The 20,365-nt window shown below is 68.5% G+C and carries 23 protein-coding genes and 1 other RNA gene; 13 read left to right on the top strand and 11 right to left on the bottom strand.

Translation table 11 applies throughout. The annotated features are described in order from the left end of the window. Window positions 1-244: 244 nt before the first annotated feature. On the top strand, window positions 245-664 hold the full coding sequence (locus ACP7AZ_RS05450; protein ID WP_426036808.1) for a DUF305 domain-containing protein: 420 nt from the start codon (window positions 245-247) through the stop codon (window positions 662-664). A gap of 3 nt (window positions 665-667) precedes the next feature. Here the strand turns inward: ACP7AZ_RS05450 and ACP7AZ_RS05445 are convergent, their stop codons facing one another. The 8 genes from ACP7AZ_RS05445 to ACP7AZ_RS05410 form a co-directional block, all read right to left on the bottom strand. Continuing rightward, window positions 668-979 (bottom strand): BlaI/MecI/CopY family transcriptional regulator, encoded by a 312-nt coding sequence (locus ACP7AZ_RS05445; RefSeq protein ID WP_426036806.1) that lies wholly within the window; start codon window positions 977-979, stop codon window positions 668-670. A gap of 1 nt (window position 980) precedes the next feature. Beyond that, on the bottom strand, window positions 981-1,358 hold the full coding sequence (locus ACP7AZ_RS05440) for a MotA/TolQ/ExbB proton channel family protein (RefSeq protein ID WP_426036804.1): 378 nt from the start codon (window positions 1,356-1,358) through the stop codon (window positions 981-983). Between the two features lie 72 nt (window positions 1,359-1,430). After that, the gene (locus ACP7AZ_RS05435) at window positions 1,431-2,255 is read right to left on the bottom strand and encodes a TIGR00282 family metallophosphoesterase (RefSeq protein WP_303695282.1); all 825 of its coding nucleotides are present in this window, start codon (window positions 2,253-2,255) and stop codon (window positions 1,431-1,433) included. Window positions 2,256-2,261: 6 nt separating this feature from the next. Further along, on the bottom strand, window positions 2,262-2,819 hold the full coding sequence (locus ACP7AZ_RS05430; protein ID WP_426036920.1) for a 5-formyltetrahydrofolate cyclo-ligase: 558 nt from the start codon (window positions 2,817-2,819) through the stop codon (window positions 2,262-2,264). Then, window positions 2,816-3,037: a hypothetical protein gene (locus ACP7AZ_RS05425; protein ID WP_426036930.1), complete on the bottom strand. Its 222-nt coding sequence runs from the start codon at window positions 3,035-3,037 to the stop codon at window positions 2,816-2,818. Before ACP7AZ_RS05425 ends, ACP7AZ_RS05430 begins: the two co-directional genes overlap by 4 nt. 97 nt (window positions 3,038-3,134) lie before the next feature. Then, window positions 3,135-3,297: non-coding RNA, 6S RNA (ssrS, locus tag ACP7AZ_RS05420), on the bottom strand. Between the two features lie 48 nt (window positions 3,298-3,345). Then, window positions 3,346-3,669, bottom strand: a complete 324-nt coding sequence (locus ACP7AZ_RS05415; protein WP_303695281.1) for a cell division protein ZapA — start codon at window positions 3,667-3,669, stop codon at window positions 3,346-3,348. Continuing rightward, window positions 3,669-3,929, bottom strand: a complete 261-nt coding sequence (locus ACP7AZ_RS05410; protein ID WP_426036802.1) for a hypothetical protein — start codon at window positions 3,927-3,929, stop codon at window positions 3,669-3,671. The genes ACP7AZ_RS05415 and ACP7AZ_RS05410 overlap by 1 nt, the downstream gene beginning before the upstream one ends. A 135-nt stretch (window positions 3,930-4,064) precedes the next feature. On the opposite strand from ACP7AZ_RS05410, the gene tkt reads away from it, so the two are divergent. The 4 genes from tkt to purT are packed head-to-tail and all read left to right on the top strand — an operon-like array spanning window position 4,065 to window position 8,453. Next, window positions 4,065-6,014, top strand: coding sequence for a transketolase (tkt, locus tag ACP7AZ_RS05405; RefSeq protein ID WP_426036918.1), 1,950 nt, complete (start codon window positions 4,065-4,067; stop codon window positions 6,012-6,014). After that, entirely contained in the window at window positions 6,014-6,400 is a 387-nt protein-coding gene (locus ACP7AZ_RS05400) for a VOC family protein (protein ID WP_426036800.1), read from the top strand. Before tkt ends, ACP7AZ_RS05400 begins: the two co-directional genes overlap by 1 nt. 12 nt (window positions 6,401-6,412) lie before the next feature. Then, window positions 6,413-7,249, top strand: a complete 837-nt coding sequence (locus ACP7AZ_RS05395) for a hypothetical protein (RefSeq protein WP_426036798.1) — start codon at window positions 6,413-6,415, stop codon at window positions 7,247-7,249. 10 nt (window positions 7,250-7,259) lie between these two features. Then, a complete protein-coding gene (purT, locus tag ACP7AZ_RS05390; RefSeq protein ID WP_426036796.1) occupies window positions 7,260-8,453 on the top strand; it encodes a formate-dependent phosphoribosylglycinamide formyltransferase in 1,194 nt (397 codons plus the stop codon). Here the strand turns inward: purT and ACP7AZ_RS05385 are convergent. From ACP7AZ_RS05385 to ACP7AZ_RS05375, 3 genes are all read right to left on the bottom strand, one after another. After that, window positions 8,434-9,711 carry a S41 family peptidase gene (locus ACP7AZ_RS05385; RefSeq protein ID WP_426036794.1) on the bottom strand — a complete coding sequence of 426 codons (1,278 nt, stop codon included), beginning with the start codon at window positions 9,709-9,711 and terminating at the stop codon, window positions 8,434-8,436. The two genes, purT and ACP7AZ_RS05385, sit on opposite strands and share 20 nt — an antisense overlap. A 4-nt stretch (window positions 9,712-9,715) precedes the next feature. Beyond that, window positions 9,716-11,002, bottom strand: a complete 1,287-nt coding sequence (locus tag ACP7AZ_RS05380) for a S41 family peptidase (protein WP_426036792.1) — start codon at window positions 11,000-11,002, stop codon at window positions 9,716-9,718. Window positions 11,003-11,067: 65 nt separating this feature from the next. After that, entirely contained in the window at window positions 11,068-11,763 is a 696-nt protein-coding gene (locus ACP7AZ_RS05375; RefSeq protein WP_426036790.1) for an EF-hand domain-containing protein, read from the bottom strand. Window positions 11,764-11,892: 129 nt separating this feature from the next. On the opposite strand from ACP7AZ_RS05375, the gene ACP7AZ_RS05370 reads away from it, so the two are divergent. The 8 genes from ACP7AZ_RS05370 (at window position 11,893) to fba (ending at window position 20,325) form a co-directional block, all read left to right on the top strand. Further along, window positions 11,893-12,615, top strand: coding sequence for a response regulator (locus ACP7AZ_RS05370; protein WP_426036788.1), 723 nt, complete (start codon window positions 11,893-11,895; stop codon window positions 12,613-12,615). Next, window positions 12,612-14,165 carry an ATP-binding protein gene (locus tag ACP7AZ_RS05365; RefSeq protein ID WP_426036786.1) on the top strand — a complete coding sequence of 518 codons (1,554 nt, stop codon included), beginning with the start codon at window positions 12,612-12,614 and terminating at the stop codon, window positions 14,163-14,165. The genes ACP7AZ_RS05370 and ACP7AZ_RS05365 overlap by 4 nt, the downstream gene beginning before the upstream one ends. A gap of 106 nt (window positions 14,166-14,271) precedes the next feature. Further along, a complete protein-coding gene (gene gap, locus ACP7AZ_RS05360; RefSeq protein ID WP_303695268.1) occupies window positions 14,272-15,279 on the top strand; it encodes a type I glyceraldehyde-3-phosphate dehydrogenase in 1,008 nt (335 codons plus the stop codon). Between the two features lie 151 nt (window positions 15,280-15,430). Further along, on the top strand, window positions 15,431-16,627 hold the full coding sequence (locus tag ACP7AZ_RS05355; RefSeq protein WP_426036783.1) for a phosphoglycerate kinase: 1,197 nt from the start codon (window positions 15,431-15,433) through the stop codon (window positions 16,625-16,627). A gap of 118 nt (window positions 16,628-16,745) precedes the next feature. Beyond that, entirely contained in the window at window positions 16,746-17,312 is a 567-nt protein-coding gene (locus tag ACP7AZ_RS05350) for a heme NO-binding domain-containing protein (protein ID WP_426036781.1), read from the top strand. Then, window positions 17,309-18,514 carry a GAF domain-containing sensor histidine kinase gene (locus ACP7AZ_RS05345; RefSeq protein WP_426036779.1) on the top strand — a complete coding sequence of 402 codons (1,206 nt, stop codon included), beginning with the start codon at window positions 17,309-17,311 and terminating at the stop codon, window positions 18,512-18,514. Before ACP7AZ_RS05350 ends, ACP7AZ_RS05345 begins: the two co-directional genes overlap by 4 nt. Continuing rightward, on the top strand, window positions 18,472-19,155 hold the full coding sequence (locus ACP7AZ_RS05340; protein WP_426036916.1) for an ATP-binding response regulator: 684 nt from the start codon (window positions 18,472-18,474) through the stop codon (window positions 19,153-19,155). Before ACP7AZ_RS05345 ends, ACP7AZ_RS05340 begins: the two co-directional genes overlap by 43 nt. An 84-nt stretch (window positions 19,156-19,239) precedes the next feature. Beyond that, window positions 19,240-20,325, top strand: coding sequence for a class II fructose-bisphosphate aldolase (gene fba, locus ACP7AZ_RS05335; protein ID WP_426036777.1), 1,086 nt, complete (start codon window positions 19,240-19,242; stop codon window positions 20,323-20,325). The last annotated feature ends 40 nt before the right edge of the window (window positions 20,326-20,365 follow it).

Below are 20,365 nucleotides of genomic sequence, written 5' to 3'. Positions count from 1 at the left end.
AATCAGAAGGTTGAGATTTTGACCGTAGTGGAATTCGACTATCTTGAAGGATAGGCGATCACGCTGTCAGCGGCTGGATGAGACGATTTCAAAGACCTCCACGCGACGTGGGGAGCGGGCAGCGGAGAGCAAGACCCGGCGAGGATTTTATTCTCTTGTCGGCTTCGCCTGCGGCGCCGTGATGCGAGACGGCAGCCGGGTTTTGCAGCAAGCTGGCGACGACAGAACCAAGCAAAGGCCATCCATGATCCGTCATCCGCTCATCGTCGCAGCCGCCCTCCCCCTGTTGCTCGCCGCCTGTGACGGCGGCGGCGATCCGGTGCAGCAGGCGATGCGCGAAACCGCGACCGTCAACCAGGCCGCGACGGTGACGGCCGGCGAGGTCTCTGGACCTCATGACGGAGATCATGGGACGGCGGGGAATCAGGCCTTTGCAGCCTCCGAGGCGGAGATGCACCGGTTGATGTCGGCGGCGTCGGGCGAGACGGTCGATCAGGCCTATATCGCCAAGATGATCGCCCACCATCAGGGCGCGGTGGCGATGGCCGAGATCGCCCTTCGCGAGAGCCGCGACCCCGAGGTGCGGCGCATGGCCCAGATGGTCATCGCTGCCCAGACGCGAGAGATCGCCGAGATGCAGGCCTGGCGACCGGCCGCGAGCTGAGCGTCAGGCCTCGTCGAGGAAGACCCTGAGTGCGTCTCGGCGGCCCTCGAACAGGCGGTCGACGAGCGTGTCGACCTCCCCGGCCAGATAGTCCCGCCTCTCGATCGCGGCGTGATAGCGCTGTCGGCCGTCGTCGCGTTGGGAGCGGACCGCGCCCTTGCGCATCAGACGGCCGAGCAGCGTCTTGATGGTGGCGTCGCCCCAGGCATTGTCGGCCTTCACCGCCTCGATCAGGGAGGTGAACGACAGGGGGCCGTGATGCCAAAGGGCGGCCAGGATCGCGCTCTCCGCCTCGGTGACGGCGATGCGCGTCACGTCAGGCCCGCAGGACTGCGCGATCGACCCGGGCTTCGACGACCCAGTGGCAAATCACGCCGACCACGCCGACGAGCAGGCCCATCACCACCAGGAAGGTCGCCTCGGCCAGGCCGGGGGCCAAGACGTTGATCGGCTGGGGTCCGAACTTCGCCAGGGCGCCGAACATCATCAGGCCGTTGAAGGCGGCGCCAAGCAGGCCGAGCAGGGGCGCGCCAAGTCGTAGCGCCGACAGATAGGCCGAACCGCCCGACAGGTGCGGACCCGAGGCGACCTTCTTGACCGTCACAACGACGGCGGCGATGGCGGCGACGATCAGGGCGACGACGATGGCCTGAACAGGCACGGCGGCGTCAAAGAAGATGGTGACAGGCGTCATGGACGGCTCCTTGGACTACATGTGTAGACCAAGACGATTACACACGTAATCTTTACAGTCAACGGCGCCGTTTCAGGCGGCTGTCGGGATGTGCTGGCTGAGGCGGCCGCCGACGCGGATGGGTTCGATTCGGGTCGCGAGGCCGGTCTTGTCGTCGGTCTCGACATAGACGCCGCAGATGGTCGCCGGGCCGCTGGCGGGGTTGTAGCGGCCGCCGGAAATCCGAGTGGTGAAGCGCCGCAGGGGCTCTTCCTTCTCGTTGCCGATGACAGAGTCATAGTCGCAGCACCCGCCGGCGTCGGTCTGATAGGCCGTGCCGCCGGGCAAAATCTGGCAGTCGGCGGTCGGGACATGGGTGTGGGTGCCGATGACCAGGCTGGCGCGACCGTCGCAGAAGTGACCCATGGCCATCTTCTCGGAGGTCGCCTCTGCGTGCATGTCGACGATGACGGCGTCGGCGACGTGACCCAGGGGGGCGGCGTTCAACTCTCGGTCCACGGCGCTGAACGGATCGTCGTTGGGGTCCATGTGGATGCGGCCCAGCACGTTCATGACCAGCACCGTCCGGCCGCTGTCAGTCTCGAACAGATTAGCGCCGGCGCCCGGCGCATCCATCAGCCGGGGATAGTTGGCGGGGCGGATCAGGCGCGGCTCCCGCACGATATAGGTCAGGGCCTCGCGCTGGTCCCAGGAGTGGTTGCCCAGCGTCAGGCAGTCAGCGCCGGCCATGAACAGCTCTTTCGCCGTGTTCTCGGTGATTCCGAAGCCGCCGGCGGCGTTCTCCGCATTGACCACCACGAAGTCGAGCTTCAGCACCCGCTTGAGGCCGGGCAGGTGGTCGGACAGGCCGTCGCGACCGGACTTGCCGATCACGTCGCCAAAGAAGGCAAGTCTCATGGAGGATTAGACCTTTCGGGCGGCGGTATAGCCGACCTCGGTCAGAACGCCATGCAGAGGGATGTCGTGCGACTCCATGGGCAGTCTCGCGGACCTCTGGCCCGCGAAGGCGAAGCCGATGCGAATCGCGTGGGGCCGCGCGGCGAAGGTCCGATCGTAGTAGCCGCCGCCCTGCCCCAGCCGCCCGCCGAAATCGTCGAAGGCCAGCAGCGGGGTGATGATCAGGTCGGGATCGACGACCTCGGCCAGAGGCAGGGGCGCAGGGCATCCGGCGGCGTCCACCTCCAGCGGGTCGCCTGGGGTCCAGCGGCGGAAGATCATCGGGGCATCGCGCTCCAGCGCCACCGGCAGACAGGCGGCGGCTCCAGCCGCGATCAAGGCGCGGGCCAGCGGCTCGGGATCGAGTTCGGATCCGATGGCGCGATAGAAGGCGACGAGGTCGGCGGAGGGAAGTTCAGCGGCATGGGACGCGACGCGCTCGGCCGCCAGCGGCTCGACCGAGGCCAACCGGCGTCGGGCTGCGCGGGCTTCGGCGCGAAGGGCTGGCTTGTCCGGGTGGGTCAGACGGACGTCCGGGCGTTCTTGTCGTAGGTCAGGAGGATCACGGCCAGAAAGATAGCGATCTCGGCCAGCATCAGCGCCCAGACCCAGGAAACATCCCGGAGCAGATTGCCGGTCAACAACATGGCGAGGATGAAGACGCCCGTTGAGGCCCAGCCTTCCCAACTCGCCGGAGATGCGCCCCAGCCGAGGCGCTTTGGACCGAACCAGCCGCGTTTCATGGCGTCATCCCCGCGCGCGACCTGGGTCAGCGCCGACCGGCGCTCGAGCAGCGAGCGACCGCGTCGCGAGCGGTAGCGCCCAAAAGAGAGGCAGGTTGGCGGCGCCGTAAGAGCCGTGAAGGACGGTTTAAATCCTCTCGAGCCTGGGTAGCCAGGTGGGCTCCGCGTATCCGACCCCACGAGGTCAGACAGGGGCAGATCCCTTCGAGTGAATTAAGGCCGCGAGGATGTGTTGCCTTCGACGAGAGCCACAGCATGACCCGCCACCGATCAAGATAGTCCTTCACCGGGGGCTGAACAATGGGCGACTACAGCAGCGATGCAATCTTCTCGATGCGGGCGGCGACGGCGTTCAGGGCCTCAGCGACGCCGGTGTCGGAAAGCGGGGTCGAGGCAGCGTCGGCGGAGACCGGGCCGGTCCCACCGCTCATCCGCACCTCATGCAGTTCGTCGGCCAGCACCAGGGCGGCCATCAGGAACAGGCGGATGTCGCCGACGTGGCCCACGTCGCCCGCGACCTGGCGCACATGAACGTCGAACTGCTTGGCGAGGATGCGGACCCGCTCCTCCTGTCCGTCGGCGCAGCCCACGGCATAGGGGCGTCCATTGATCTCGACCGTGACCGTCGCCATCAGGCGTCGTCCCGGGCGAGGATGTCGCGCACGGCTATGGCGGCGGCGGCGAGGGCAGCTGAGGCGTCACGCCCGGCGGCCTCGAGTTCGGCGATGCGGCGATGCTCGTCCGGTCCGGCGGGCGAAGGGATGGCGAACAGATCGTCATCGGCCACGCGCGGCGCGATGGCGGGACGCGCCTTCAGCTCCAGCACCTTGCGTTCCAGCAAGGCGAGGGCCCGGTCGATCCTGTCGCGCGCAGCTGTCGAGGCGTCGGCCATCGTTTCCTCCAGATTTCGTATAGAACCCGCCGTGACGCCGGGGTAAAGCGGCGCGCCTCCCTTTTCCGCACCAAGACGAAAGGTCCATTCGTGGCCCGCCCCTCAGACGCACCCGAAAAAGCGACCCCGAAGATGATGGCGGACGCCATACGCGTCCTGGCGATGGACGGGGTTGAGAAGGCCAACAGCGGCCACCCGGGCATGCCGATGGGCATGGCCGATGTGGCGACGGTGCTGTTCTCGAAATTCCTGAAGTTCGATGCGAGCCGTCCCGACTGGGCCGACCGCGACCGCTTCATCCTGTCGGCCGGTCACGGCTCGATGCTGATCTACGCCCTGCTGCACCTGACCGGCTACAAGGCGGCGACGACCGAACAGCTGTCGAACTTCCGCCAGTGGGGATCGAAGACGGCCGGCCACCCCGAGTACGGGCACATGCCGGGCATCGAGACGACGACCGGCCCGCTGGGTCAGGGCCTGGCCAACTCGATCGGCTTCGCCATGGCCGAGCGGCATCTGGCGGCGAAATACGGCGACGACCTGGTCGACCACCGCACCTGGGTCATCGCCGGTGACGGCTGCCTGATGGAAGGCGTGTCGCAGGAAGCGATCGCGCTCGCCGGCCGCTACAGGCTGAACAAGCTGACTGTCCTTTGGGACGACAACGAGATCACCATCGACGGCAAGGTCAGCCTGTCGGACGCGGTCGATCAGAAGGCGCGCTTCAAGGCCTGCGGCTGGGCCGTCAAGGCCGTCGACGGCCATGACATGAAGGCGATCAAGTCGGCGCTGCAGTGGGCGACGAAGCAGGACAAGCCGACCCTGATCGCCTGCAAGACCAAAATCGGGCGCGGCGCCGCCACCATGGAAGGCAGCCACAAGACCCACGGCGCCGCCCTGGGCGCGGCCGAGATCGCGGCGACGCGTCTGGGCCTGGCCTGGAACCACGAGCCTTTCGTGATCCCCGAGACCATCGACAAGGCCTGGAAGAAGGTCGGCAAACAGGGATCCAAGGCCCGCAAGGCGTGGGAGGCGCGCCTCGCCGCCTCGTCGCAGGCCGCAGACTTCACCCGCGCCATGAAAGGCGACCTGCCGGAGAGCGCGTTCGACGCCCTGAACGACGGCATCGCCCGACTGATCGTGGACCAGCCGGCCCAGGCGACGCGCCAGGCCTCGGGCGCTGCGCTCGACGCCCTCTTCGGCGCCGTGCCGGAACTGATCGGCGGTTCCGCCGACCTGACCGGCTCGAACAACACCTTCGTCAAGGGCACGCCGATCCTGGACGCGCCGACCTATGAGGGTCGCTACGTCAACTGGGGCATCCGCGAGTTCGGCATGGCGGCGGCCATGACCGGGATGGCGCTGCACGGCGGGGTCATCCCCTACGGCGGCACCTTCATGGTGTTCTCGGACTACAGCCGTTCGGCGATCCGCATGGCGGCCCTGATGGGCATCCGCGTGATCCACGTCCTGACCCACGATTCCATCGGCCTGGGCGAGGACGGCCCGACGCACCAGCCGGTCGAGCACCTGGCGGCGCTGCGGGCGATCCCGAACCTGCTGGTCTTCCGGCCCGCCGATACGGTCGAGGCCTTCGAATGCTGGCAGCTAGCCCTGCAGCACAAGTCGACGCCCTCGGCGATGGCCCTGTCGCGGCAGAAGACGGCGGCGGTGCGTGTGACGGCCTCCGACGAGAACCTGTCGGCCCGCGGCGCCTATGAACTGCGTGCCTCGAACGGCGAGGCCCGGGTTACCCTGTTCGCCACGGGCACCGAGATGCCGCTGGCGCTGAAGGCGGCCGAAACGCTGGAGGCCGGGGGCACGCCGACGCGGGTCGTCTCGGTCCCCTGCTTCGAACTGTTCGAGCAGCAGGACGCCGCCTATCAGGCCTCGGTCATCGGCCGGGGCACGGTGCGCGTCGCCTGCGAGGCGGCGATCAAACAGGGCTGGGAACGGTTCATCGGCGAGGACGGTGCCTTCATCGGCATGACCGGCTTCGGCGCCTCTGCCCCGGCGGAGGTGCTGTACCGCGAGTTCGGCATCACGGCGGATGCGATCGTGGCGGCGGCCAAGGCTCGCCTGTAGTGAGCCGGATCGGCGCGGTCAGCCTGCTGGTCCGCGACTATGACGAGGCCATCGCCTTCTATGTCGGCACGCTGGGCTTCGACCTCAGCGAGGACACCGACATGGGCGACGGCAAGCGCTGGGTGCGGGTCACACCGACAGGCGGCCAGACCTCCCTGCTGCTGGCCTGCGCGACGACCGAGGCGCAGGTCGCCCGGATCGGCGATCAGGCCGGCGGCCGGGTCTGGCTGTTCCTGGAAACCGACGACCTGATGCGCGACCACGCCGCCTGGCTGGCCGCCGGGGTCACGTTCCGTGAGGCCCCAAGGTCCGAATCCTATGGCAAGGTGGTGGTCTTCGAGGATCTGCACGGCAACGCCTGGGATCTGATCGAACCGGCAAACTGAGGGGCGGCTGAGATGAAGATGATCACGAGTGCGGCGATGGTCGCCCTGATGCTGGGACTGGCCGCATGCGGTCAGGGCACGACCTCCCGGGCGGAGGGCCTCGCCGGTGCGGCGGGCGACCCGATCCTGGTCGAGAAGCCCAGGCTGTCCGCCGATATCGAGGCCATGCCCCGGCTGTCCGGCGACAGCCCGGCCATCGTGCGCATCAATGCCGAACTGGACCGCCTGGACGCCACAGCCGTGGCGGATGCAGGCGAATGCGGGCGGATGGCCGACAGCCAGGAGGGCGACGGCCGGACCCGAACCATCACGCGACCGATGACGGGTCCGGCCTATCTGACCCTGCGCGAGCATCTCGAAATCTTTTGCGGCGGCGCCTATCCCTCGACCTCGCAGACCCCGATCACCTGGGACCTTTCAACCGGCGAGCGCGTGAACTGGGTCGCCCTGCTCCCGGGCCTGGGCCTGGTTCAGGACCAGGCCGAGGAAGGGATACCGACCGACTACGTCTACAACGTCCGCTCGCCCCGGCTGGAGACGCTGTACGAGCGCAAGATGCTGGCGGAGGCGACCGACGCCGAACGGCGGGAAGCGTGCCAGGACGTGTGGAAACCCCTGACCGACGATGAGCTGGGTCAGGGCTTCCGCGTCTGGGCCGATGCCGAGCACGGCGGCGTGGCGATCGACGCCGACTATGCGCACGTGGTTCAGGCCTGTGGCGGAACCGTCTATCTCACCGCTGACGAGATGCGGGAGGCAGGCGCGCCTGCGGCGCTGATCGACGCCCTCGCCGCCGGCAAGACCGCCGGAAACTGGGCGCCCAGGGAAGATGCCGAAGCGGCTGAATAAGGACCATCTGATGAAACTCGGCACCCCTCTTTCCGACACCGCCGTCCGGGTGATGCTTCTGGGCGGCGGCGAACTGGGCAAGGAGGTCGCGATCGAGCTGCAGCGGCTGGGCTGCGAGGTGATCGTCGTCGATCGCTACGCCAACGCGCCCGCCATGCAGGTGGCGCATCGCAGTCACGTGATCCCGATGACGGACCCGCAGGTGCTGAATGGCGTCATCATGGCCGAGGCGCCGCACATCATCGTGCCGGAGATCGAGGCCATCGCCACCGAGGTGCTGGCCGACATAGAGGCGGCGGGGATGGCGCGCGTCATTCCGACCGCGCGCGCGACCCAGCTGACCATGAACCGCGAGGGCATCCGCCGGCTGGCGGCGGAGGAGCTGGGTTTGCCGACCAGCCCCTATGCCTTCGCCGGGTCGGCGGCGGAACTGGCGGCGGCCGCGCACGAGATCGGCCTGCCGGTCTTCGTCAAGCCGGTGATGTCCTCGTCGGGCAAGGGCCAGTCCTTCATCGACGCCTATGAGGACGCAGCCAACGCCTGGGCCTATGCGCAGTCGGGCGGCCGGGTCGAGACGGCGCGGGTCATCGTCGAGGGGCGGATCGACTTCGATTTCGAGATCACCCTGCTGACCGTTCGCTCGATGCGCGACGGCGCGGTGGTCACCGACTTCTGCGCCCCCATCGGCCACCGTCAGGTCAGGGGCGACTACGTCGAGAGCTGGCAGCCCCAGGCCATGAGCGCGGCCTCTCTGGCGACCGCGCAGGACATCGCGGGCAAGGTGACGGAGGCTCTGGGCGGGCTCGGGGTCTTCGGCGTCGAGCTGTTCGTGAAGGGCGACGCGGTCTGGTTCTCGGAGGTTTCGCCGCGCCCGCACGACACTGGGCTGGTGACACTGGCCACGCAGACACAGAGCGAGTTCGCCCTGCATGCGAGGGCGATCCTCGGTCTGCCGGTGGACGTCAGCCAGCGCGAGATCGGCGCCAGCGCGGTCATCTATGGCGGCATGGATGGGGTGGGGATCGCCTACGAGGGCGTGGCCGAGGCCCTGTCGGTCCCGACCGCCGACCTGCGCCTGTTCGGCAAGCCGGAAGCGTTCGAGCGGCGACGCATGGGCGTGGCCCTGGCGCGGGGCGAGACCACGGATCAGGCGCGCGAACGGGCGACCCTGGCCGCGAGCAGGGTCAGGCCGGTGGCGGGGTAGCCGGCCGCTCCGCCGCTTCCGCCCTTAGTCGCTCGATCTGGGCCACGGCGATCGTCAGACCCGGATCGCGACCGGCCCGGATTTCGCTCCAGTCGGTGTCCAGCACGATGTCCGGCGTGACCCCCGTCTTCTCCAGGCGGATTCCTGCGGGCGTGGTCATGTCGGTCATTCCGATCCGGATCCCGCCCCCGTCCGGCAGCTCGACCAGGCGTGATGCGATGACCGCGCCGCGTGTCGGCTCTCCGACGATCACGGCCCGGTCCAGTTCACGCGCCACCGCCGGATAGAGTTCGCCGCCGCTCGCTGAGGCGGAGCCGACGAGGATCACCACCGGCCCGAGATAGGGTCGTTCCGGCGGCTCGACATTGTAGATGCGGTTGATGAAACGGCCCTGTGTGACCGCAAAGTCGATCCGTCGATCAAACAGGTAGGACAGCATCAGGCCGGTCAGGTTCAGGCTGCCGCCGCCATTGGAGCGCAGGTCCACGATCAGCCCGGCGGGCGGCGCTTGCGCCAGCGCGTCGAACTCACCCTTGTACCAGTCGAAGGTCTCGCGGTCGAAATCGTCAAAGCGGATGTGGGCGATGTCCCCCTCGAGTCGCCGGGCTTCCATGCGCGGCAGGGGGTCCATCAGGACACCGGTCAGTTCGATCTGGTGACGCTCGCCGACCTCGTCGAGGAAGACGAACCGGTCGGCCCGGTCCTCGCGCGCGACCGAACCCAGGTGCGGACTGGCCCCGTTGATGCTCTCGATCTTCCAGCCCGGCATCACCCCGGCCTCCGCCGCCGGACTGTCGGGACGTACGCGGAGCACCCAGCGTTCATCGCCGCGCGGCAGAATGACAACGCCGTAGGCCGGCCGTTGGGCGCCCGCGTCATTCGCGGCCAGACGCTCGCGGCGGGTGGGGCTGAGGGTCTGGGTGTGATCGTCGCCGAGAACCTCGACCAGTTGCTCCAGCCGGGCGTAAAAATCGAGCTCCGTCGGTTGCGCAACGGCCTCTGCGCGACGGGACGCAGCCTCGGCGGCGAAGTTCGTTCCGTGGAAGTCGCGGCTGTAGAACAGCCGTTCGACATAGCGGACCGCCTGGTCGTAGACACGCGCGTTCAGGGCCGCGCGTTCGGCCGAACCGTCGGCGACCTGAACCGCCGGAGGCAGGCCCCCCGGACGCTCGTAAGGGATGGTCTGGCAGGCGGACAGCGCCAGGGCGGCAGCGACAAGGCTCGAACGCAACCAGCGCAGGGCCGTCGTCGCGATCATGGTCTCAGAGGCCTTCGGAGCTGATGGCCGGGACGACCGTCACCCTTGCCGTGTCCTGACGGGCCAGGGCCGCGATGGCCGCATCGAGCGCCGGGTCGAGACCCGCGCGGCGTTCCTCGGCCGTGCGGACCACGACGATGTCGGGCTCAACGCCGCGCTTCTCCAGCCGCACGCCGCCGGCAGTGATGTAGTCGGCGCGGCTGAGGGTCAGACGGCCGCCGTCCGGCAATGGACTGTCCTGCGAGATCAGAACGGCCCCGGCGGTGTGTTCGCCGACGACGAGGGCGCGGCCGGATTCCTGCAAGGCGGCCGGGGTCAGTTCGGCGGCGCTGCGGCTCGATCCATCGACAAGAAGGGCCACGTCGTTGGCCACGGGGCCGGACAGGGTCCCGCAGCCCGGCATGATCGACAGGGTCACCGGCCGGCCGCTGCGCGACACCCGCGTCGCCCATTCCTGCCGCGCCGGGAGGAAGCAGGACAGGGCCGCGTCGGCCTCGAGCAACAGACCGCCAGGGTTGCCGCGCAGGTCGATGACGACGTCGGTTTCTGGCGAGACCTCGGCAAGGCGTTGCCCCAGCCAGCGGCCGAGGCCGGACTCGAACCCTTCGATCCGCAGCACGACCACGCCGGGTCGCGACGCATCCACGCTGAAGGCCGGGATCGGATCCATGACGCGCGGGGTGACCAAGACACGCTGCAGGGCGCCGGCTTCGTCGGTCAGGTCGAGCTGCAGCGCACGGCCTTCCTCGACGTCGAAATCGACACCCCAGGACTGGCCGTCGATGGCCTGGAGCACCCAGCCCGGCTGGAGGCCCGCTTCCGCCGCCGGAGATCCGACGCGGACATTTTCGATACGCCACTGGTCGCCGTCCTGACGGGCCAGGGAGACCCCCATCACCGCGCGCCGGGTCCGCTGCTGGTCCTGACGGCGGGCGACGGCGGCGGAAATGGCGCCGGCGTGATCGTCGTCCAGCAGGTCCAGCATGCCGCTGAGCGCCCGGTACAGGTCGCGGTCGTCGTCGGCGGCGATGGCCTGGGGTCGCCAGGTCTCGCGGACGGCGTTCCAGTCCAGTCCGTGCAGGTCCGGGTCGTAATACTGGCGACGAACGAGGTTCCAGACCGTGTCGAACACCCGCCCGTTCATGCGGGCGCGGTCGCGGGTCGGGATCGCGGGCGCCTCGATCGTCTCGACCGCCTGGGCGGAAACGGTCGAAGGCGCGAACGCCGCCCCCGTGAGGAGGACGGCGCCGGCGATCAGGGCAAGGAAGGCGCGGCGGGCGGGGAGAACCATCCCCGCCAGCCTAGACCGCCGAACCGCCGCGCCTCAAGTCACGAAACCGATGGCGCAACAGCGGATCAGTCGGCGTGCGGCCGTGCGGGATGTCCTTCGCCTTCGTCGAGGAAGCCATTGTTGTCAGCGTCCATCTGGCCGAACGCTTCGCGCATCGGGGCCAGGAACTCTTCCTGCGAGACCTTGCCGTCGCCATCCTTGTCCATCTCGCCGGGGCCGTCCGGACCGCCGAAACGATGGACGAAGACCTGATGCGAACTCGAACCGCCGGGGCCGGCGTGGGGCGGACCGCCCTCGGGACCACCCTCCGGGCCGCCGTGACGGAAGGAGAAGACGCGGACATCGCCGCCCGGACCGCCGGGGCCTTCGGGGCCGCCGAACATCATCATGCCGGGAGCGCCGTGACCGCCCGGGCCGCCTTCGCGGGTGATGATGTGAACGCCCGGACCACCGGGGCCGCCGGGACCGCCCATCATCATCATGCGATGGCCGGGGCCGCCTTCGCCGTGGCCGGCGGCCAGCTCTTCGGTCGACAGGCGTCCGTCGTCGTTCGCGTCGAGGCGATCGAAGGCGTCGCCCATCGGAGCCGAGAACTCCTCGCGCGTCACCACGCCGTCGCCATCCGCGTCGAGCCGGCCGGGGCCTTCGCCGCCCGCATTGACGATGCGGATCTCGGAGCGGGTCTCGACCCGGGGCGCGGCCTGATCCTGGGGTGCGGCGCCGTTCAGGGCGGCCAGCAGGGCGATGGCGATGACGGACATGAAGTCTTTTCCTTCAAGTTTCTGATGCGCCCTTGGACCATGGCGGGCTTGCCGGGGTATTTCAGGCTCCGGATCAATTGTTTCAGCCGTGAAATGGTACGGTCTATCTGTCAGGGCATGTAGGCGGCCATGAGCGATCCCTCCCCACGCATCCTCGTCGTCGACGACGATCCCGGCATTCGGGAAGTCCTGTGCGACTACCTGGGTCAGCACGGCTATCAGGCGCGCGGCGCGGCCTCGGCGGCCGAGATGGACCGGGCCCTGGCCGAGAGCCCCACCGACCTGATCGTGCTGGATCTGATGATGCCGGGCGAGGACGGGCTGTCGGTCGTGCGCCGGCTGTCGGGCACGCCGCCCGTCGTCATGCTGTCGGCCATGGGCGAGGACACCGACCGGATCGTGGGGCTGGAACTCGGCGCCGACGACTATCTGGCCAAGCCGTGCAATCCGCGCGAGCTGCTGGCCCGCATCCGAGCGGTGCTGCGTCGTCCGCGTGAGGACGAGGCTCCGGCGGGGGCGGCCCTGATGTTCGACGGCTGGCGGCTGGACCTCGTGCGGCGCGAACTGTCGCAGCCCGGCGGAGAGATCGTGACCCTGTCGGCCGGAGAGTTCGGCCTGCTGCGCGCCTTCGCCGAGCGGCCGGGCCGGGTCCTGACCCGCGACCAGCTGCTGGAAGCCGCGCGGGGCGCCGACGCCGACGTCTTCGACCGCGCGATGGACGTACAGATCAGCCGCCTGAGGAAGAAACTCGACGACGGCTCGGGTCGCGAACTGATCACCACGATCCGGGGCGAGGGGTATCGCTTCGACGCGCGCGTCCGACGGGCGGACCGGGCCGGGGCGCGGGCATGAAACCCCGGTCTTCGCCCTTCGGCTCCATGTCGGTCCTGATGCAGGTGGCCCTGCTCTCCGTCTTCGCGGTCGTCGCCTCCCAGGCCGTGGTCTTCGCGGTCGTCCTGACCGCGCCGCCGCCGCAGCCCGCCGGTTTCGGCATTCCGGCCGCCGCCGACGCCCTGGCCGGACGGCCCGCCGAGACCTCCGACGGCCGCGCACTCGTCCGCCGGGTCTCGGACCAGCCGCCCCAACACGACCCCGGTGACGGACCGGTTGAACGCGCGATCAGCATGGGGCTGGCCCAGAGGCTGGGCCGGGGACCGGGCGACGTGCGGGTGTGGCTGTCGCCGGAACGCACGCACTGGCGCCCCGCCCTGCCGCGCGGACCTCGCCCCCCGGATCAGGGGCCGCTGGTCGCAGGCGCCCGCATCACCGGGAGCAGTTCGAGCATTGTCTTCACCCGCCGGGCCGCGCCGGGCGAGGATCACCGGGCGGACCACGACGCCATCATGGCCGAGGTCGGCGAGGTGCTGGCGCGGCGCGGCATACCCTCACCCCCGGGCTCGAACGACGTTCGCGTGGTGACGGCTGGCGAGGGACCGACGCGGTTTACGGTCACCGCCGACCGCCTGACCTTCGCGCCCTTCTCGGCCTCGGTGCGGATGGACGACGGGCGCTGGGCCACGGTCGAGCCGCCGCATGGCCTGATCGACCCGTGGCAGATGCGGCTGCTGATCGCCCTGGGCATCACCGCCCTGTTGCTGGCACCGCTGGTCTGGCTCATGGCGCGTCGGTTGACCCGCCCGATCCGCCAGTTCGCCGAGGCGGCCGAGCGGCTCGGCGCCGATCCGGACGCCCCCCCTCTGGTCCCGTCCGGCCCGTCAGAGGTACGCACGGCCATCGGCGCCTTCAACGACATGCAGGCCTCGATCCGGGGCCATATGCGCCAGCGGACCCAGACTATCGCCGCTATCGCCCACGATCTGCGCACCCCCCTGACGCGGCTGCGGTTCCGCGCGGAACAGGCGCCCGAGGCCCTGCGCGACAAGATGGCCGCCGACGTCGAGGAGATGGACGGGCTGATCGGCCAGGCCATGGCCTTCGTGCGCGGCGAGGTCCAGGCGGAACGTCGCGAACGGCTCGACCTCGCGCATCTCGCCGCCGACTGCGCGGCGGGCTTCGCCGAGACCGGGGCGGCGGTGACCTTCTCGGGCGATCAGCCCCTGCCGGTCGAGGGCGACCCGGCGGCCTTGCGGCGGGCGGTCGCCAACCTGATCGACAATGCGCTGAAGTTCGGCGACGCGGCTCGCGTCGAGGCGGTCCGGTCGGGAGACAGGGTCGTCCTGACCGTCGCCGACGACGGCCCCGGCCTGCCAGAGGCCGAGCTGGACACGGTGTTCGAGCCGTTCCAGCGCGGCGAACGCTCCCGCAACCGTCAGACCGGCGGCGCGGGGCTGGGCCTCGCCGTGGCGCGTCAGGCGGCGCGGGCGGCGGGCGGCGACGTGACCCTGACCAACCGCGCCGGAGGCGGGCTGGAGGCCCGGCTGTCCCTGCCGCTCGCAAGCTGAACCGTTACATCCGATCATCCCTTGTGACGCTGCCGGGGTTGATACTCAGCGCCGCCGGTCCCATTGAAGCGCCAACCATAAAACGCCGCTTCAGGAGCTCGCCCCCATGACCGTTCGCGTCGCCATCAACGGCTTCGGCCGCATCGGCCGCCTCGTCCTCCGTTCGATCGTCGAGCATGGCCGCCGCGACATCGAGGTGGTGGCGATCAACGACCTGGGGCCGGTGTCCACCAACGCCCACCTGCTGAAGTACGATTCGGTCCACGGCCGCTTCCCGGGCACGATCGAGCACGGCGACGACTGGATCGATGTGGGCCTCGGCAAGATCAAGGTCACGGCCGAGCGCGACCCGGCCAACCTGCCGCACAAGGCGCTGAACGTCGACATCGCCTTCGAGTGCACCGGCATCTTCACCGCCCGGGACAAGGCCGAAGCCCACCTGAAGGCCGGCGCCAAACGCGTCCTGATCTCGGCGCCCGGCGACAACGCCGACAAGACCATCGTCTACAAGGTCAACCACGACACCCTGACCGCCGACGACATCATCGTCTCGAACGGTTCGTGCACGACCAACGCCCTGGCCCCTGTCGCCAAGGTGCTGAACGACCTGTTCGGCATCGAGCGCGGCTATATGACCACCATCCACTCCTACACCGGCGACCAGCCGACGCTGGATACGATGCACAAGGATCTGTACCGGGGCCGGGCCGCCGCCCTGTCGATGATCCCGACCTCCACCGGCGCCGCCAAGGCCCTGGGCCTGGTCCTGCCGGAACTGAAAGGCAAGCTGGACGGCTCGTCGATCCGCGTCCCGACCCCGAACGTCTCGGTCGTCGACCTGAAGGTCGTCGCCGGTCGCGAGGTCACCGTCGAGGAAATCAACGCCGCGCTGCAGGCCGCCGCCGACGGTCCGATGAAGGGCGTCCTGGCGACGACGACCGAGCCGCTGGTCTCCACCGACCTGAACCACATCGCCGCCTCGTCCACCGCCGCCCTGCCCCAGACCCAGGTCGTCGACGGCAAGCTGGCCCGCGTCCTGACCTGGTACGACAACGAGTGGGGCTTCGCGACGCGGATGGCCGATACGGCGCTGGTGATGTCGAAACTGATGTAGGCTCTTTTCCGCTCATCCCCGCGAAAGCGGGGACCCAGTCCTTTGGGCGACAATCGCCTTCCGTTTCGCGCACCGCTCATGACCCGGGTCATCATGTCTCACGAAAGCACTGGGTCCCCGCTTTCGCGGGGATGAGCGGAGGAGATTTCGAATGACGTTCCGCACCCTCGACGACGCTGGTTCCCTGGTCGGCAAGACCGCCCTTGTCCGCGTGGACTTCAATGTCCCGATGGAGGACGGCAAGGTCACCGATGACACCCGGCTGCGGGTCGCCATCCCAACCATCAACCGGCTGCGCGACGCGGGAGCCAAGGTCGCCCTGCTGGCCCATTTCGACCGGCCGAAGGGCAAGGTCGTGCCGTCCATGAGCCTGAGGCTCGTGGTCGATGATCTGGAGCATCTGCTGGGCGCCCCCGTTCGCTTTGCCAGCGACTGTGTCGGCGACGAGGCCAGGGCCGCCATCGCCGACATCGACGCCGGCGGGGTGATCCTGCTGGAAAACGTCCGATTCCACGCCGGCGAGGAGGCCAACGACCCGGCCTTCTCCGCCCAGCTGGCCGAACTGGCGGACCTGTACGTGAACGACGCCTTCTCCGCCGCCCACCGGGCGCACGCCTCGACGGAGGGTGTCGCCCACCTGCTGCCCGCCTATGCCGGCGAGTCGATGCGGCGTGAGCTGGATGCGCTCGACGCCGCCCTGGGCAATCCCAGGAAGCCCGTCATCGGCATCGTCGGCGGGGCCAAGGTCTCGACCAAGCTGGACCTTTTGAAGAACCTGGTCGGCAAGCTCGACCGGCTCGCCATCGGCGGCGGCATGGCCAACACATTCCTGTTCGCGCAAGGGGTCGACATCGGCGGCTCCCTGGCCGAGCGCGATATGGCCGACACGGCGCTCGAGATCATCGTCGAGGCGAAGGCGCGGGGTTGCGAACTGCTGCTGCCCGTGGACTTCGTGGTCGCCACCGAGGTCAAGCCCGGCGCGGCCGCCCGCCCCGTCGTCGCCGGCCAGCCGCTGTCGGCCGACGACAAGATCCTCGACGCCGGCCCGGCCTCGGTCGCCCGCCTGATCGACGCCATCGACGCCTCGAAGACCCTGATCTGGAACGGTCCGCTGGGCGTTTTCGAAGTCCCGCCCTTCGACGACGCCACGATCGCGGTCGCCCGCCACGTCGCGGCCCGGACCAGGGGCGGACATCTTGTCGCGGTTGGCGGCGGCGGCGACACGGTCGCGGCCCTGCACCACGCAGGCGTGGCCGACGACATGACCTTCGTCTCTACAGCAGGCGGTGCCTTCCTGGAGTGGATGGAGGGCAAGCCCCTGCCGGGGGTCGAGGCGCTGCGCGCCTAGTCCCCGGCCTGCTGCCAACGTCCTGTTGGACGCTTGAAATCATTGGACCTCTTGCTGCGCGTTAAGGGTCTCGTTTCGCATCAGGGGTAGTTCACCTTCGAGTTCGAAGGAGGATTTTATGAAGGGCGTTGTCTTCAACCTGCTGGAGCAATCCGTGCAGCGCGCATTCGGAGCCGACACCTGGGACACGCTGATCGAGAGTGCCGGTGTGTCGGGGGCCTACACCTCGCTCGGCAACTATCCCGATAGCGAGATCGAGGCGCTGGTGACCGCAGCGATGGAGGCACTCTCGCTGGACCGGAACCAGGTGCTGCGCTGGTTCGGCCAAAGCGCCATACCCGTTCTGGCCGAGCTCTATCCAGCCTTCTTTGAAGGTCCCCGCTCGGCGAGCGAGTTCACGGCCGGCGTCAACACCATCATCCACGCCGAGGTCCGCAAGCTGTATCCCGGTGCCGCCTGCCCCTATTTCCGTATGTCGGATGGGACGGATGGCCGGCTTCTCATGGAGTATCTGTCGACCCGCAACATGTGCGCCCTGGCCCAGGGCTTCGTTGAAGGGGCCGCCGTCTGGTATGGCGAAGAGGTCATGTTCGAGCACGCGGCCTGTACCCAGCGCGGTGATCCGCACTGCACGTTCTTGATCAGCTGGAAAGCAGCCCCAGACCTCGGGGTCGCTGCAGCGTGACCATCGTCCCGCCGCGAACCGGGCAGCCCGATCCCGCCATCCAGATCGCGCGGCTGGAACGCCGCTTCGCGCGCGAGCGCGAGGCGCGTCTGGCAGCGGAAGCCATAGCCGAAAGCGGCATTCTGGCCCTGTATCAACAGCAGGAACGCCTGCGGCTCGTCCAGGCCATCGCGACCGCCGCCAATCTCGGCGACGATCCGGCCATCGCATTCGGCGAGGCCTTGCGGGAAGTCTGTGCCTTCACCGGCTGGCCAGTCGGCCACGTCTGCATGTTCGACGACGACGACCCCTCCCGGCTGGTGTCTTCGGGCGTCTGGTACGGTGCCGACGAACCACACCTGGCACCGTTCCGCGAGGCCTCCGCGCATATCACCTTCACCTCCGGCGTAGGCCTGCCCGGCCAGGTGCTGGCGGCAAAGGCGGGAGTCTGGGTCGAGGACGTGACGCTGGAACCGAACTTCCCACGCGCGCTGGCCGCGGGCCGCAGCGGCCTTCGCGGCGGTTTCGCCTTCCCCGCCCTGATCGGCGAGGAGGTGGGTGCGGTGATCGAATTCTTCCAGCGGAGCGCGATCCCCCCCGACCCCGAACTGCTGGATATGATCAACCAGATGGGAGCCCAACTGGGTCGGGTGGTGGAACGCTATCGTAATGCCCGTCGCCTGCGCATCCACAACGCCGAGCTAACGACCCTCTACGCCGAGGCACAGGGGCAAAAGGAGGCCGCGGAGGCCGCCAACCGGGCCAAGTCCAACTTCCTCGCCGTCACCAGCCATGAGGTGCGGACGCCGCTGAACGCGGTGCTGGGCCTGTCCGAGGCGCTGAAACGCGAACCCTTGACGGTGGCTCAGCATGAATTGAACGACGGCGTGCTCGCCTCGGGGCAAATGCTGCTGCGGCTACTGGACGCGGTGCTCGACATGTCGCGTATTGAGGCCAACCAGGCAACGGCCCGGTTGAGCGATTTCGACATCCGCGCGAAGCTTGACGCCATCATCGCCATCTGGACACCGAGGGCGCGGGAGATGGAAGTCAATCTTCGGCTGGACACATCTCGCCTCGACCTCGATCGAATCCGGCAGGACGAGGGCCGGGTCGAACAGACCCTCGTCAACCTGATCTCAACGCCCTCAAATTCACCCCTGCGGACGCCGAGGTCCGGATCGTCGCCGCCTCCGCGGACAAGCAACTCCGTCTCGAGGTGATCGACGGCGGACCCGGGGTGCCTGAGGCAGATCGGGAGCGGATTTTCGAGGCCTTCGAACAGACCGACTCCGGGCGTGCCGTCGGCGGGGCCGGGCTCGGCCTGTCGATCTGCGTCGGCAATGTGCGGGTGCTGGAGGGACAGATTTGCTCCGACCGCACGGACGACGGACGCAGCCGGTTTTGGTTCAGCTGCCCGGTCGGCGACGCGGCCCCGGCCGAAAATTTGCCCGTAGCCTTCGCGCCGGTCAGGGGCCTGCGCGTGCTCGCCGCCGAGGACAACGCCGGCAACCGTCGGGTGCTGCAGGTCCTGCTGGCACCCGCGGCCGTCGAGCTGACGCTGGTCGAGAACGGGCTTCAGGCGGTCGAGGCTCTTCGAGCCGGTCGATTCGACCTGATCCTGATGGACGCCAACATGCCGGTGATGGACGGACCCACCGCCGTGCGGCAGATTCGCGCCGAAAACATCGCAGGCGTCGCGGCCGTACATATGCTCACCGCCAACGTCTTCGCCGAGGACATCGAACGCTATCTCGCGGCCGGCGCAGACGGCGTGCTGGGCAAACCGATCCAGCTGCCGCAGCTTTTTGCGGTGCTCGCCGAGTGCCACGATGCGGACCTCGGCCCGCGTCGCATCGTCTGATGCGACCTGTAACACGGCGTGACTTCGCCGCCGTCGCCCGCTAAACCAACCGCAAAATAGACACTGGCTCAGGGGTTTCACACCATGGCGCGCATCACGCTGCGACAGCTTCTCGACCATGCGGCCGAGAACGACTACGGCCTGCCGGCCTACAATATCAACAATATGGAACAGGGCCTGGCGATCATGGAGGCGGCCGAGGCCGTCAACGCGCCGGTCATCATCCAGGCCAGCCGCGGGGCGCGCAGCTACGCCAATGACATCGTTCTGGCCAAGCTGATCGACGCCCTTGCCGAGCTCTATCCGCACATCCCGGTCTGCATGCACCAGGACCACGGCAACGGCCCCGCGACCTGCGCCACCGCCATCCAGTATGGCTTCACCTCGGTGATGATGGACGGCTCGCTGATGGAGGACGGCAAGACGCCCGCCGACTACGACTACAACGTCGACGTCACCCGTCGCGTCACCGAGATGGCCCACGCCTGCGGCGTCTCGGTCGAGGGCGAACTGGGCGTACTCGGCTCGCTGGAGACCGGCATGGGCGAGGCCGAGGATGGTCACGGCTTCGAGGGCAAGCTGGATCACTCCGCCCTGCTGACCGACCCGGATCAGGCGGTCGACTTCGTCAGCCGCACCAAGGTTGATGCGCTCGCCATCGCCATGGGCACCTCGCACGGAGCCTACAAATTCTCGCGCAAGCCCGACGGCGAGGTCTTGGCCATGCATGTGATCGAGGAGATCCACCGCCGCCTGCCCGACACCCACCTGGTCATGCACGGCTCGTCGTCGGTGCCGCAGGACCTGCAGGACATCATCAATCAATACGGCGGCCAGATGCCCCAGACCTGGGGCGTTCCGGTCGAGGAAATCCAGCGCGGCATCAAGCACGGCGTGCGCAAGATCAACATCGACACCGACAATCGCATGGCCATGACCGGCGCGGTGCGGAAGATCCTGATGGAAAAGCCGGGCGAGTTCGATCCGCGCGCCTGGCTGAAGCCGGCCAAGGACGCGATGCGCAAGCTCTGCATCGAACGCTACCAGCAGTTCGGCTGCGAGGGGCAGGCCTCGTCGATCCGACCGATGTCCACCGCCCAGATGGCCAAACGATACGCCAAGGGCGACCTTGACCCGGTCTATGGCCGCGAGCTGAAGGCGGCGTCCTGAACGATCCGCTCGAAGACACCGATCCGGACGATACGTCCGG

It is taken from the genome of Brevundimonas sp. DC300-4 (assembly GCF_049897365.1).
GTDB lineage: Bacteria > Pseudomonadota > Alphaproteobacteria > Caulobacterales > Caulobacteraceae > Brevundimonas.
The sequence above is the reverse complement of the archived record's forward strand: the minus strand, read 5'-3'. Positions and strand labels throughout refer to the sequence as shown.

Coding starts and splice junctions, on each gene's coding strand:
- ACP7AZ_RS05410 (WP_426036802.1), bottom strand. CDS start 3,929: ATGGCCGACGCCTCGACAGCTGCGCGCGACAGGATCGACCGGGCCCTC.
- gap (WP_303695268.1), top strand. CDS start 14,272: ATGACCGTTCGCGTCGCCATCAACGGCTTCGGCCGCATCGGCCGCCTC.
- ACP7AZ_RS05370 (WP_426036788.1), top strand. CDS start 11,893: ATGAGCGATCCCTCCCCACGCATCCTCGTCGTCGACGACGATCCCGGC.
- ACP7AZ_RS05440 (WP_426036804.1), bottom strand. CDS start 1,358: ATGACGCCTGTCACCATCTTCTTTGACGCCGCCGTGCCTGTTCAGGCC.
- ACP7AZ_RS05350 (WP_426036781.1), top strand. CDS start 16,746: ATGAAGGGCGTTGTCTTCAACCTGCTGGAGCAATCCGTGCAGCGCGCA.
- tkt (WP_426036918.1), top strand. CDS start 4,065: ATGGCGGACGCCATACGCGTCCTGGCGATGGACGGGGTTGAGAAGGCC.
- ACP7AZ_RS05425 (WP_426036930.1), bottom strand. CDS start 3,037: ATGAAACGCGGCTGGTTCGGTCCAAAGCGCCTCGGCTGGGGCGCATCT.
- ACP7AZ_RS05385 (WP_426036794.1), bottom strand. CDS start 9,711: ATGATCGCGACGACGGCCCTGCGCTGGTTGCGTTCGAGCCTTGTCGCT.
- ACP7AZ_RS05435 (WP_303695282.1), bottom strand. CDS start 2,255: ATGAGACTTGCCTTCTTTGGCGACGTGATCGGCAAGTCCGGTCGCGAC.
- ACP7AZ_RS05375 (WP_426036790.1), bottom strand. CDS start 11,763: ATGTCCGTCATCGCCATCGCCCTGCTGGCCGCCCTGAACGGCGCCGCA.
- ACP7AZ_RS05415 (WP_303695281.1), bottom strand. CDS start 3,669: ATGGCGACGGTCACGGTCGAGATCAATGGACGCCCCTATGCCGTGGGC.
- ACP7AZ_RS05450 (WP_426036808.1), top strand. CDS start 245: ATGATCCGTCATCCGCTCATCGTCGCAGCCGCCCTCCCCCTGTTGCTC.
- purT (WP_426036796.1), top strand. CDS start 7,260: ATGAAACTCGGCACCCCTCTTTCCGACACCGCCGTCCGGGTGATGCTT.
- ACP7AZ_RS05365 (WP_426036786.1), top strand. CDS start 12,612: ATGAAACCCCGGTCTTCGCCCTTCGGCTCCATGTCGGTCCTGATGCAG.
- ACP7AZ_RS05380 (WP_426036792.1), bottom strand. CDS start 11,002: ATGGTTCTCCCCGCCCGCCGCGCCTTCCTTGCCCTGATCGCCGGCGCC.
- ACP7AZ_RS05395 (WP_426036798.1), top strand. CDS start 6,413: ATGAAGATGATCACGAGTGCGGCGATGGTCGCCCTGATGCTGGGACTG.
- fba (WP_426036777.1), top strand. CDS start 19,240: ATGGCGCGCATCACGCTGCGACAGCTTCTCGACCATGCGGCCGAGAAC.
- ACP7AZ_RS05355 (WP_426036783.1), top strand. CDS start 15,431: ATGACGTTCCGCACCCTCGACGACGCTGGTTCCCTGGTCGGCAAGACC.